Here is a 12,301-nt window from a genome sequence, read left to right as displayed (position 1 = left end):
ACCCGTCCCGGCCTTGCGGCCGGTCCACCCTCTCCCCAGGGAGAGGGGAAATAGTCACCAACTCGGATCAGGAACAGAATGCGCACCCTGCTTGCCGCCGCGGCCATGGCCCTGGCCGTGTCCTCCGCCCATGCCGAGATCGTCATCGGCTCCGCCGGCCCCCTGACCGGCCCCCTCGCCGCAGTGGGGGAGCAGCTGCGGCGCGGGACGGAGCAGGCCGCGGCGGACCTTAACGCCGCGGGTGGCGTGCTGGGGCAGAAGATCACCGTGGCCGTCCATGACGATGCCGGTGTGCCGACCCAGGCCGTCGCCGTCGCCAACAAGCTGGCTACGCAGGGGGCGAGGATGGTGGTCGGCCATCTCCAGTCCGGCACCAGCATCCCGGCATCCCAGGTCTATGGTGATGAGGGGATCATCATGATCACCCCCACCGCCACCGCGCCGGAACTGACGGACAGCGGCAGCGACCTGGTGTTCCGCACCTGCGGCCGCGATGACCAGCAGGGCCCCATCGCCGCCCAATGGTTGGTGGAGAACTTCGCCGGCAAGCGGGTGGCCCTGGTGCAGGACCAGACCACCTACGGCAAGGGCCTGGCGGATGCCACCAAGGCAGCCATGAACGCCAAGGGCCTGAAGGAAGTGCTGTACACCGCCATCACCGGCGGTGAGCGGGACTTCTCCGCCCTGGTGACCCGCCTGAAGGCGGAGAATGTGGATGCCTTGTACTTCGGTGGCTATTACGCGGACGCTGGCGTGTTCGTTCGCCAGATGCGGGAGGCCGGCGTGACTGCCGCCTTCCTCTCCGGCGACACCCTTGCCTCCAACGAGTTCTGGACCCTGGCGGGCAAGGCCGGCGAGGGCGCCATGATGACCTTCAGCGCCGACGCCCGCAGCCAGCCCGCGGCGCAGGAGGTGATCGCCCGATTCCGCGCCAAGGGCCAGGAGCCGGACGCCTATACCCTCTATGCCTATGCCGCCGTGCAGGCCTGGGCCACGGCCGCGGAGAAGGCCAAGTCCCTGGACGGCCCCAAGGTCGCCAAGGCGATGCGTGAGGGCAAGTACGACACGGCCATCGGCGCCCTGTCCTTCGACAAGAAGGGCGACCGGACTGACACGGATTATGTCCTGTACCGCTGGTCCGACGGCAAATTCGCGCCGATCGCCCAGAAATAGGGGGACCCCACCCCCTTCTTTGCAGCGGCCCCTTAGCGCCTGGGGCGTTAACTGTCTGCCCGTCAGCAGGGAGACAGTTTGATGGCAGGGGAACGGCAGTCGCCGCGCGAATCCGGCATGGTTGCGGAAGGGTCGGGCAAGGTTCCGGCCCGCGAGGCGGAGGCTGCGTCCCTGTCCCCCGGCCGGCGCGGCGGCGGTGCGCCCGCCGCCGGTCCGTCGGCCAAGGACCAGGAAACCCTGGCGGATATCCTGGACCGAACCAGCCGCGACCTCAGCGAATCCCGCCGCCAAGTGGATGAACTGCGCCAGAAGCTGGACGAGGCGCAGCAGCAGCGGCTGGAAGACGCCAAGGAACTGGCCGAGGTCCGCCGCCGCAGCGCCGGCCTGCAGTTCCGCGTCGATTACCTGGAGGAAAAGCTGGACCAGGCCAAGCGCGCCCTGGCCCCGGCCAAGAAATCCTGGTGGAAGAAATAGGCTCAGCTCGACGGGCCGTTCCACGGCGGGCCGGCACGCCATCCTGGACTTTCGAATTCGAAAGTCGCGAAACGGGGCCGTCGGGGTCCCCGGTGGTCACAACCCTGCCTGTGCCTTCACCTCGGCCAGCCAGCCTTCCACCCGCTTCTGGTTCACCCCGAAATCCCGGATGCCATAGACAGACCGGCTATAGGCCAGCACCGTGCTGCCGCCCGGCACCGGGCGAACCTCCACCGACACGAAGTCCGGGAAACGCATCAGCGCCGTCTGCTGCATCACGGTGAAGCGCAACCCGTCATTGGACCGGTACAACACCTGGGCCCGCGGCTCGGCCGTGGCGGCGGCCAGCAGCAGGTCGCGCAGCCGCTCCGCCGGGATCGGGAAGGTCGGCGCTTCCGCATGGGGGGTGGCCTGGGCGGTGGTGCCCGGCGGGGCCAGCAGGTACTGGTTCGGCTTCCAGCCCAGGACCAGCCGGTTGAAGTCCACCGGCATGCCCAACTCGCGCTTCAGCCCCTCCAGCCGCATCGCGTTGACCCCGTGCCAACCCGCGAACAGCAGCACCGGCACGGCAACCGCCAAGATGCCCCACATCATGCGTCTCATCCCCACATCCCTTGTTGTTGCAATGATCCTACCCCGAAGGCGCAAGCCTCGTCGCCAGGGAAAGCGGGTCCCGCACCCAAGGGCTTGACGAGGCGCGCCCGCAGGCCCATCCCTCTACGCCATGACCGAACACGCCCCCATCCATGTCATCGGCGGCGGCCTCGCCGGCAGCGAGGCCGCCTGGCAGATCGTCCAGGCCGGCATCCCCGTGGTGCTGCACGAGATGCGGCCCGTCCGCGGCACCGACGCGCACCAGACCGACAAGTTCGCGGAACTTGTCTGCTCCAACTCCTTCCGGTCCGACGACCACGAATACAACGCCGTCGGCCTGCTGCATGAGGAGATGCGCCGCTGCGGTTCGCTGATCCTGTCGGCGGGGGACAGGCACAAGGTGCCCGCCGGCGGCGCCTTGGCCGTGGACCGGGACGGGTTCGCAGACGCGGTGACGGACGCCCTGCGCAGCCACCCGCTGGTGACGGTGGAGCGGGGGGAGGTCGCCGGCCTGCCGCCGGCGGAGTGGGACAACGTGGTGGTGGCCACCGGCCCCCTCACCTCCCCGGCCCTGGCCCAGGGCATCCTGGACCTGACGGGAGAGGCGCAGCTCAGCTTCTTCGACGCCATCGCCCCCATCGTCTATCTGGAGAGCATCGACCTGTCGAAGGCGTGGTTCCAGTCCCGCTATGACAAGGTGGGCCCCGGCGGCACCGGCAAGGACTATATCAACTGCGCCATGGACAAGGAGCAGTACGAGGCCTTCATCCAGGCGCTGCGCACCGGTGAGAAGACCGACTTCAAGGAGTGGGAGAAGAACACCCCCTACTTCGAGGGCTGCCTGCCCATCGAGGTGATGGCGGAGCGCGGCGTAGATACGTTGCGCTACGGCCCCATGAAGCCTGTGGGCCTGACCAACCCGCACACGGGCAAGCGCCCCTACGCCGTGGTGCAGCTCCGCCAGGACAACGCCCTGGGCACGCTCTACAACCTGGTCGGCTTCCAGACCAAGCTGAAGTATGCGGAGCAGGCGCGGGTGTTCCGGATGATCCCGGGCCTGGAGAATGCGGAGTTCGCCCGCCTGGGCGGCCTGCACCGCAACACCTTCCTGAACAGCCCCCGCCTGCTGGATGGTACCCTGCGCCTGAAGGCCCGCCCCGCCTTACGCTTCGCCGGCCAAATCACGGGCTGCGAGGGCTATGTGGAAAGCGCCTCCGTCGGCCTGATGGCCGGCCGCTTCGCCGCGGCGGAACGGCTGGGCAAGGCCCCGTCCCTACCCCCGCCCACCACGGCGCTCGGCGCCCTGCTGCACCACATCACCGGCGGTGCGGATGCCGAGACGTTCCAACCCATGAACGTGAACTTCGGCCTGTTCCCACCGGTGGACGCCCGCGGCCCCAACGGCAAGGAACTCCACGGCAAGGACCGCAAGCTCGCATACTCCCGCCGGGCGCTGGCCGACTTGGACGCTTGGCTGGGTCGGGCTCCAGCCGCGGCTGCGGAATGAACCGGCGTCGCTGATCGGCTTAGTACGACAAGGGCCGCCGTCCCGGGTTGTGGGGGGCGCGGCCCGCGCCCGATAGTGCCCCGGAACAATGACACCGGGGGACAATCCATGATTCGCCTGTTCCTGCCACTGGCCTTGATCGCCGCCCTGCCCTTTTCGGTCCAGGCGCAGGAACGGCATCCCGAACCGGCATCGCCGCCGGCGGGTAAGGGCATGGTGGTGCGGGAGGCGGACACCATGGTTCGCCAGCCACCCCCGCACAACGGCACGGGCATGAGCACCGCCTATCGGATCTCCGACGGCGTACCCAACCGGGCCATGGAGTTCCGCAAGCGCGTCCTCCACCCCGGGGCTTCCATCGGGCTGCATGTCATCGCCCATGACGAGGTCTATCATGTGCTGAGCGGTGAGGGCGACGTGACGTCCGATGGCGTGACCACCAGGGTCCGGGCCGGGGACACGGCCTATCTCTACGACGGCAACAATGTTGGAATCCGGCAGGTGGGCGAGCAGGATCTGGTCCTGATCATCGCCTATCCCTTGGCCGAGCGGGCGAAGTGAGCCAAAGCCGTCAGCCCTGGCCGGCACGCCGCCGGGCGACCAGGGCCAGGGCAGCCCAATCCTTCTCCCCGTCACCATGGGCGATGGAGTCCAGAAAGCCGTCGCGGAGCAGGCTGCCTAGCGGCAGGGGCACCGACCGGCCCTCCCCCGCCTCCAGGGCCAATCGCACGTCTTTCAGGCCGAGGGCCAGCTTGAAGCCCGCCGGCTCATACCGGCCACTGGCAATCTGCTCGCCATAACCCTTATAGGCCGGGGCCGCGAACAGGGTGTTGGTCAGGATTTCCAACAGGTCGCGCGGTTCCACCCCATAGGCGGCAGCCAGGGTCGTCGCTTCCCCCATGGCCTCGATGGCGGCAGCGATCATGAAGTTGCCGGACAGCTTCACCACATTGGCCCGCACCGGATCGTCCCCCACTGGCCAGGTACGCTGGCCCAGCACGTCGAACAGGGGCTGCACCCGGGCCAAGGCATCGGCCGCCCCCGCGGTGACGATGTTCAGCTGGGCTGCCGCGGCGGCCGGCGGGCGCCCGAAGACCGGGGCCGCCACATAGCCGATCCCCCGCGCCGCATGCCGCTCCGCCAACTCCTGCGCTAAGGCGACGGAGATGGTGGCCATGTTGGCATGGACCAGCCCCGCGGGCGCCTGCTCAAGCACCCCGCCGTCAAGCAACACGGCCCTGACCGCCCGGTCATCGGCCAGCATGGACAGCACCGCGTCACCCCCGAAGGCATCATGCGGCCGGTCCACAGGCACGGCGCCCTTGTCGGCCAGCGCACGGGCCGCCTCTGCCGTCCGGTTCCAGACCCGAACCCGGTGGCCCGCCTTCAGCAGGTTCGCCACCATGGCGCTGCCCATGTTGCCAAGGCCGATGAAGCCGATGTCCATGTCCACCCCCGTTTCCCGATTCCATGCCGCAATCACAACAATGCTGATCGCGGTCGGTCAGCGCGGGGCGGCCATGCTGTTCCCTCACCAACGCCCCGTCAGCGCCGCCCAACCCAGCCTGACCTGCCGGAACGGGTTCTGGAGCTGCACGCGCGCCGCCGACGGGTCATGCCCCTCCCGCGCCAGCACGCCCAGGTACAGGTCGGCCAGGGTGGCCGGCAGCAGGGCGGGCAGGGCAACCTTGGGCACCTCCCGCCGCAGGGCGCGGGCCTGCGCCAGATGATCCCGCGCCACCGCCGCGACCTCCTTGACGACGGCGGCAAGGCCCGGCCCCGCCTTCCCGTCAAACAGGGCGTTCTCCATCACCCCATGAGTCGCCATCAGGTCGGCCGGCAGCCTTGTCCGGTGGGCGCGGGCCAGGAAGGGGACGCTGCGCAGGATGCCGGTCAGGGCCCAGGCGATGCCCACATGGCGGGCGGCCTGCATGGCCGGTGCGTCGTTCACGCCGAGAACCTGGGACGCCAGTTGCACCAAGGGGGCCGCCGTGGAGTTGGCGTAGTTCACCAGGCAGTCCAGGCTGGCCGGGGCGGAGTCGTCCAGGTCGGCTTCCCGCGCATCCACCAGCCGGTCGAACAGGGCACGCTCCAGCCCGTGGCGGCGCACGGCGGCGCCCAGGGGCTGCACCACCTCATGCCGCCGCTCCTGCCCGGCATAGATCTGATCGATGGTGTCGCGCCACCATTGCAGACGGATCTGGCCCAGCATGGGCTCTGTCACCACCTCCCGCGTCTTCGCCACCTCCAGGTTGAAGGCATAGAGAGCGAACAGATCTTCCCGCCGGTTGGCCGGCGCGAACAGGGCCGTCAGGAACCGGTCATTGTCGAAGCGGCGCACCTGGTCGGCGCAATAGGAAAGGGTGGGGTCGGCCATGGTGTCCGGGGGGCTTGCGGGTGCCTGCTTATATGATGCCCACCCGGGTGAAGGATAGGCCGGGGAAAGATGGGTGTGGCAGACCGTTCCTTCCCGCGCACGGGTTGACCCATGCCGAGGGCAGCCGTATCTCTGCCCACGTGCCCTGCGCCGTCCTGCCCCAGGCAGGCGCGGCGCCAACCCGTTCAGCCGAACAATCCGCTGTCCACAAGGAGCGAAACCATGGCGTTCACCCTGCCCCCCCTGCCCTATGATCCCGCGGCGCTGGAGCCCCACATCGACGCGCAGACCATGGGCCTGCACCATGGCAAGCACCACCAGACCTACATCACCAACCTGAACAACGCCCTGGCCGACCATGGCCAGCTCCAGTCCCTGTCGCTGGAGGACCTGCTGTCCAAGCTGGGCGAGTTGCCGGAGAGCATCCGCACCGTCGTCCGCAACAATGGCGGCGGCCACTTCAACCACTCCATGTTCTGGACCATCATGGGCCCGAACGCCGGCGGTGAGCCCACCGGCACCGTGGGCGAGGCCATCACCCGCGACTTCGGCAGCTTCGAGGACTTCAAGAAGAAGTTCAACGAGGCCGGGACCAAGCAGTTCGGCTCCGGCTGGGTGTTCGTCACCGCCGATGCCGCCGGCAAGCTGGAAATCGTCGCCAAGCCGAACCAGGACACCCCCGTGATGGACGGCCGGCAGGTGCTGATGGGCAACGACGTGTGGGAGCACGCCTATTACCTGAAGTACCAGAACCGCCGCGCCGACTACCTGGCCGCCTGGTGGAACGTGGTGAACTGGAACGCCGTGAACGAGCGCCTGGCCGCCATCGCCAAGGGCGCCTGACGCATCACCGCGGGTCCCTGCCGCCGGTCCTGGCCGGCGGCAGGGCGCCCTGGGTCAGGTTGGCCGGGTGGCAAGGGGATGGTCCTTTCGACCAAGGGCACTACGCCCTAACGCAACTTCCAAGCCGGGTCGGTGTTCTGGCACAGTGACGCCGTCCGCCCAGCAGCCGAGTCCCGCGATGGCCGACTTCCGCACCATGCCGTCCTCCGCGGAACCGGGGGAGCCCACTGCCAGGAAGACCGCGGCCGAGGAGAATTTCCCGGTTGCCTCCCGCTTGGTCCCGGCGCGGCTTAGGCCGCACGTGATGGCCTTCTACGCCTTCGTCCGGTTGGCGGACGACATCGCCGACGACCCCTACCTGGAACCGGACGTCAAGATCGCCCAGCTCGACGCGCTGGAGCGCGCGCTGGTCAGCGGCGTGGGCACCCAGGCCTGGCTGGCCCCCGCCCTCCAGTTGAAGGCCAGCCTGACGGCCACCGGCGTTTCCGGCCTGCATGCCAGGCAGGTGCTCCAGGCCTTCCGCCGGGATGCCCAAGGCGGCACCTGCAAGCAGTGGGGCGACCTGGTCCTCTATTGCCGTTACTCCGCCAACCCCGTGGGCCGCTTCCTGCTGGAGCTGCACGGGGAGAGCATGGCCGCCGCCCCGGCCGCCGACGCCCTCTGCACCGCGCTCCAGATCCTGAACCACATCCAGGACTGCCGGGCCGACTGGGTGGACCTTGGCCGCTGCTACCTGCCGCTGGCTTGGTTCGCGGAGGCCGGCGGCCACCATGAGCAGTTGGTGGAGGAAAACGCCACCCCCGCCGTGCGCAAGGTGATCGACCGGACCCTGGACCAGGTGGACGTCCTCCTGGACCGCGCCCGCGCCCTACCCCGGCTGGTGCGCCACCCGGGCCTGCGGATGGAGGCGGCCGTCATCCTGCGCCTCGCCATCGCGCTTGCCGCCCTGCTGCGGAAACATGATCCGCTGGCCGGCCGGGTGGAGGTGGGCACCCTGGGACGGATGGGGGCGGTCCTGCTGGGCATCGGTGACGGCCTGTCCCGTCGCCCGCGCAAGCGCAAGCTGCCCAAGTCCGTCCAGGAAGCGGCAGGCAAGTCCGGCAGCACCTTCTACTGGCCCTTGCGGCTGCTGCCGCCGGAAAAGCGGGCGGCCATGTTCGCCATTTATGCCTTCTGCCGGGCCGTGGACGACGTGGCCGACGGCCCGTCCCCCGCCGACGCGAAGCGCACCGCCCTGGCGGAGTGGCGGCGGCGGGTGGAGGCGATCTATGCCGAGCCGGAGGAGCAGTGCCGGCCCGGTGCCCCCCTGCGGGACCTGGCCGTCGCCGTGAAACGCTTCGGCCTGCCCAAGGTGGAGCTGGACGCCATCATCGATGGGATGCTGATGGACGTGGACGGGCCGATCCGGGCGCCGGACCTGACGAGCCTGTCCCTGTACTGCCGCCGGGTAGCCGGCGCGGTGGGCCTCGTCTCCATCCGCGTCTTCGGGCGGGACGACCCGCAGGCCCAGCGCTTTGCCATCGCGCTGGGCGATGCCCTACAGATGACCAACATCCTGCGCGACTTGGCGGAGGACGCGCGCGACAGCCGCTGCTACCTGCCGTGGGAGCTGCTGCTGGACGCCGGCATCGACCCCAGCCTGGCCCTGCGCGATCCCAATGCCGTGCTGGCCCATGTGAAGCTGGGGGAGGTGTGCGAGGCGCTGGCGGAGCGGGCGGAGGAGAAATTCCGGGAAGCCCGGTCCCTGCTGACCGGCGACATCAAGCCCCTGGCCCCCGCCGTGGCCATGATGCTGCTGTACCACCGGCTGCTCCAACGCCTGCGCGCCCGCGGCTGGCGCGACCTGAACACCCGCCCCCGCCTGGGCAAGGTGGAGAAGATCGGCATCGCCCTGCGCAGCGCCCTGGGCCGGCCACCCTCCTTCTGAGCGGGACCAACCTTGGCCACCACCCATGTGATCGGCGCCGGCCTCGCGGGGCTGGCCGCCGCCACCGCCCTGGCCGAGGCGGGAAGGCCTGTTGTGCTGCATGAAGGGGCGGAGCAGGCCGGCGGGCGCTGCCGCAGCTACCATGACCGGGTGCTCGACCGGCCACTGGACAACGGCAACCACCTGATCCTGAGCGGCAACACGGAAGTCTTCCGCTACCTGGACCGGTTGGGCGCGCGGGACAGGCTGGACATGGTCAGCCCGGCGCAGGTGCCGTTCCTTGATCTGGAAACCGGCGAAAGCTGGTGTGTCCGGCCCCAGGGCAGGCTGCCGCTGTGGCTGATGAACCCTGCTCGGCGGGTGGCGGGGGTAGGCGCCCTCGCGCACCTGGAAATGCTGAGGCTGGCCACGGCCAAGCCTCAGGACACGGTGGCGGACCGGTTGGACTTGGAAGGCCTGATCGGTCGGCGGCTGTGGCGGCCGCTGGCCGTCTCCATCCTCAACACCCAGCCGGAGGAGGCATCGGCGCGGCTGCTCTGGACCGTCTTTCGCCGCACCCTGCTGGCCGGGGAAGCCACCTGCCGGCCCTGCATCGCCCGGGAGGGGCTGTCCGACGCCTTGGTGGAACCGGCCCTGGCCTACTTGGCCTGCCGCGGGGCGGGGGTACGGTTCCGGCAGCGGGTGAAGGGGCTGGAATCCGGGGATGGCCGGGTCACGGGCCTGAGGGTCGGGGACGGGGTGGAGTCGGTCGGGCCAGCCGATGCCGTCGTGCTGGCCCTGCCGGCGGAGCAGGCGGCGGCGCTGCTGCCGGGGCTGGCGGCGCCGACGGAGCACCGGGCCATCCTGAACCTGCATTACCGGCTGGACCGGCCGGCGCGCCTACCCGGCGGGCTGCCCCTGCTGGGGCTGGTGGGCGGGCTGGCGGAGTGGCTGTTCGTCCGGGGGGACGTGGTTTCCGTCACCGTCAGCGCCGCGGAGACGCTAGTGGACCGGCCGGCGGAGGAACTGGCGGATCTGGTCTGGCGCGACGTGGCCCAGGCGATGGGCCTTTCAGGCCCCTGCCCCGCGGTGCGGGTGGTGAAGGAGAAGCGCGCCACCTTCGCCTCGACGCCCGCCCAGGCAGCCAACCGGCCAGGGGCACGGACCCGGTTCGCGAACCTTTTCCTGGCCGGCGACTGGACCGACACCGGATTGCCTGCAACCCTGGAGGGGGCCGTGCAATCCGGGCACCTGGCGGCGAGGCTGGCACTGGCTTCGTAGGTCGGATTAGCGAAGCGTAATCCGACTTCACCGCGTCTACGGGGCCGTCGGATTACGGCGCTCCGCGCCTAATCCGACCTACAATCACACCGGCAGCAGCGCGGCGGCGACGCGGCGGCCTTCGGCCAGGAGGACGTTGTAGGTGCGGCAGGCCGCGCCCGTGTCCATCACGTCCACCACGACGCCCGCCTCCTTGAGCTGGCGGCGCAGGGTGCTGGGCAGGAGTTGCATCTTCGGCCCGCTGCCCAGCAACAGCACCTCCACGCCCGGGTCGGCCTTGGTCACCGGCTCGAAGTCGGCCAGGGACAGTCCCGCGAATCCTGTGGCGGGCCAGGGGATCGTGCGGTCCGGGAAGACGATCACCGCGCCTTCGTGCAAGGTGTTGCTGACCCGGAACCGGCCGGTGCCGTAGGTGTCGATCACCTGCCGGTCAGCGGGGATGATGGGCGTGATGTCCATGGGTCGATTCCCCCTGTCAGAAAAGCCTGCGGCCCCCAACAGCCAAGCTGGGGGCCGCCGCCATCCCGGTAAAGGGGGTGGCCTTACTTCTTCAGGCTGCCGGCGTCGATGGCCTCGGCCTTCGCGGGCTCCGTCTTGGCCAGGACGCCGGTGATGGTGCTGCGGACGACACGGACGCGGACACCCTCCGCGATCTCCACGGTCACGTCTTCGTCGGCACCGACCTTGACCACCGTGCCGACGATGCCGCCGCCGGTCACCACCTTGTCGCCCCGGCGCAGGGCCTCCAGCATGGCCTTGTGCTCCTTCAGCTTCTTCTGCTGCGGGCGGATCAGCAGGAAGTAGAAGACGACGAAGATCAGCACCAGGGGAGCAGCGAGATCAGGCCGCCCGTGGGGTCGCCAGCGGCGCCGGTCGAGGCATAGGCCTCAGAAATGAACATGGAAAGGCTCCTTCGGTGCGTTCTTCGCGGGTTGGCGGGACTATACCCACCCGCACAGGTGTTGCAACGGAAACCCCGCCTTTCCCGGGGCGGGGGCGGGCTGCTAGTCTGCCGCGGCCTTCCCCAAGTGGCCCCGCCACCCCGTCCTGCCAAGCCCCGAGCCCTTGCCCATGTCCGCCGACGCCCTGCTGCCGCTGCTGTCCCGAATCGCCGACGCGCTGGAGCGGCTTGCCCCGCCCCCGCCGGCCCGGCCCGACCTGTCCGCAGCGGACGCCTTCGTCTGGCATGCGGCGGCGGGGAAACTGACCCCCGTGCCGGTCGTGAACCATGTGGAGTTGGACCTGCTGCAAGGTATCGGGCGGCAGCGCGACATATTGCTGGAGAACACCAGCCGCTTCGCCCGCGGCCTGCCCGCCAACAACGCCTTGCTGTGGGGCGCCCGTGGCATGGGCAAGAGCAGCCTGGTCAAGGCCGTGCACGCAAGGGTGAACCGGGATGCCCCCGGCACACTGGCCCTGGTGGAAATCCACCGGGAGGACATCCCCACCCTGCCCGCCCTGCTGGACATCCTGCGCGGATCGGGGCGGCGTTGCGTGCTGTTCTGCGACGACCTGTCCTTCGGCACCGATGACGGCCACTACAAGAGCCTGAAGGCGGTGCTGGAGGGCGGGATCGAGGGGCGGCCGGCCAACGTGGTGTTCTACGCCACCAGCAACCGGCGCCACCTGATGCCGCGGGACATGATCGACAACGAACGGTCCACCGCCATCAACCCGTCCGAGGCGGTGGAGGAGAAGGTCAGCCTGTCAGACCGGTTCGGCCTGTGGCTGGGCTTCCACAACTGCGCCCAGGACACCTTCTTCGCCATGGTGGACGGCTATGCCGCCGCCTTCGGCCTGGACATCCCGGCGGAGGAGCTGCACGCCCAGGCCGTGGAATGGTCCGTCACCCGCGGCAACCGCTCCGGCCGCGTCGCTTGGCAGTTCATCCAGGAGGTGGCGGGACGGCTGGGCAAGCCGGTGCCGTGACGGGGCGGATGCTTGACGGCGTTTGACTAAGTTGACCTTAACTTTACCAAAGTTGACGCTTAACTTCACCCCGGTAAAGTTATATGTGCCTGATTTTGTTGGACAAATCGCCTTAAGGTGACTAACTTGACCGGGTCGGGGTTTGGTAACGTTAAGCGAGGTCAGGGAAGCGAAAGGACTCGGGCGCGGATAGGCGTGGATGCCTGCCAGATTTTTG

13 protein-coding genes are annotated in these 12,301 nt (G+C 69.3%); 8 read left to right on the top strand and 5 right to left on the bottom strand.

The genetic code is table 11. The annotated features are described in order from the left end of the window. Positions 1-78: 78 nt before the first annotated feature. On the top strand, positions 79-1,173 hold the full coding sequence (locus tag HHL28_RS06145; RefSeq protein WP_075769367.1) for a branched-chain amino acid ABC transporter substrate-binding protein: 1,095 nt from the start codon (positions 79-81) through the stop codon (positions 1,171-1,173). 81 nt (positions 1,174-1,254) lie between these two features. Then, positions 1,255-1,647 (top strand): hypothetical protein, encoded by a 393-nt coding sequence (locus HHL28_RS06140; protein WP_075769366.1) that lies wholly within the window; start codon positions 1,255-1,257, stop codon positions 1,645-1,647. A 96-nt stretch (positions 1,648-1,743) separates the two neighbouring features. On the opposite strand, the gene HHL28_RS06135 is transcribed toward HHL28_RS06140, so the two are convergent. Further along, positions 1,744-2,241 carry a DUF1499 domain-containing protein gene (locus tag HHL28_RS06135; protein ID WP_169654868.1) on the bottom strand — a complete coding sequence of 166 codons (498 nt, stop codon included), beginning with the start codon at positions 2,239-2,241 and terminating at the stop codon, positions 1,744-1,746. Positions 2,242-2,371: 130 nt separating this feature from the next. On the opposite strand from HHL28_RS06135, the gene trmFO reads away from it, so the two are divergent. Beyond that, positions 2,372-3,748, top strand: coding sequence for a methylenetetrahydrofolate--tRNA-(uracil(54)-C(5))-methyltransferase (FADH(2)-oxidizing) TrmFO (gene trmFO / locus HHL28_RS06130; protein WP_075769365.1), 1,377 nt, complete (start codon positions 2,372-2,374; stop codon positions 3,746-3,748). 108 nt (positions 3,749-3,856) lie between these two features. Beyond that, positions 3,857-4,309, top strand: a complete 453-nt coding sequence (locus tag HHL28_RS06125) for a cupin domain-containing protein (RefSeq protein WP_404326641.1) — start codon at positions 3,857-3,859, stop codon at positions 4,307-4,309. Positions 4,310-4,319: 10 nt separating this feature from the next. Here HHL28_RS06125 and HHL28_RS06120 read toward each other — a convergent pair whose 3' ends face one another. Both HHL28_RS06120 and HHL28_RS06115 read right to left on the bottom strand, forming a co-directional pair. After that, complete coding sequence (locus tag HHL28_RS06120; RefSeq protein WP_075769476.1) at positions 4,320-5,195, bottom strand: NAD(P)-dependent oxidoreductase; 876 nt, start codon at positions 5,193-5,195, stop codon at positions 4,320-4,322. Positions 5,196-5,279: 84 nt separating this feature from the next. Further along, positions 5,280-6,125 (bottom strand): phytoene/squalene synthase family protein, encoded by an 846-nt coding sequence (locus tag HHL28_RS06115; protein ID WP_075769364.1) that lies wholly within the window; start codon positions 6,123-6,125, stop codon positions 5,280-5,282. Between the two features lie 222 nt (positions 6,126-6,347). Between HHL28_RS06115 and HHL28_RS06110 the strand changes: the two genes are divergently transcribed. The 3 genes from HHL28_RS06110 to hpnE all read left to right on the top strand — a co-directional run bounded on the left by HHL28_RS06110 (position 6,348) and on the right by hpnE (position 10,155). Next, positions 6,348-6,968 (top strand): superoxide dismutase, encoded by a 621-nt coding sequence (locus HHL28_RS06110; RefSeq protein ID WP_075769363.1) that lies wholly within the window; start codon positions 6,348-6,350, stop codon positions 6,966-6,968. A 178-nt stretch (positions 6,969-7,146) separates the two neighbouring features. Next, a complete protein-coding gene (locus HHL28_RS18395; protein ID WP_075769362.1) occupies positions 7,147-8,895 on the top strand; it encodes a squalene/phytoene synthase family protein in 1,749 nt (582 codons plus the stop codon). A gap of 12 nt (positions 8,896-8,907) precedes the next feature. Then, positions 8,908-10,155, top strand: coding sequence for a hydroxysqualene dehydroxylase HpnE (hpnE, locus tag HHL28_RS06100; protein ID WP_075769361.1), 1,248 nt, complete (start codon positions 8,908-8,910; stop codon positions 10,153-10,155). A gap of 84 nt (positions 10,156-10,239) precedes the next feature. On the opposite strand, the gene HHL28_RS06095 is transcribed toward hpnE, so the two are convergent. Next, the gene (locus HHL28_RS06095) at positions 10,240-10,614 is read right to left on the bottom strand and encodes an Mth938-like domain-containing protein (RefSeq protein ID WP_075769360.1); all 375 of its coding nucleotides are present in this window, start codon (positions 10,612-10,614) and stop codon (positions 10,240-10,242) included. 83 nt (positions 10,615-10,697) lie between these two features. Then, a complete protein-coding gene (gene yajC, locus HHL28_RS06090; RefSeq protein ID WP_404326638.1) occupies positions 10,698-10,979 on the bottom strand; it encodes a preprotein translocase subunit YajC in 282 nt (93 codons plus the stop codon). A gap of 247 nt (positions 10,980-11,226) precedes the next feature. On the opposite strand from yajC, the gene HHL28_RS06085 reads away from it, so the two are divergent. Next, positions 11,227-12,084, top strand: a complete 858-nt coding sequence (locus HHL28_RS06085) for an ATP-binding protein (RefSeq protein WP_075769358.1) — start codon at positions 11,227-11,229, stop codon at positions 12,082-12,084. Positions 12,085-12,301: the final 217 nt, after the last annotated feature.

The sequence above is a fragment of the Aerophototrophica crusticola genome, from assembly GCF_012913305.1.
In the GTDB taxonomy this organism is placed as follows: Bacteria; Pseudomonadota; Alphaproteobacteria; order Azospirillales; family Azospirillaceae; genus Niveispirillum; species Niveispirillum crusticola.
The sequence above is the reverse complement of the archived record's forward strand: the minus strand, read 5'-3'. Positions and strand labels throughout refer to the sequence as shown.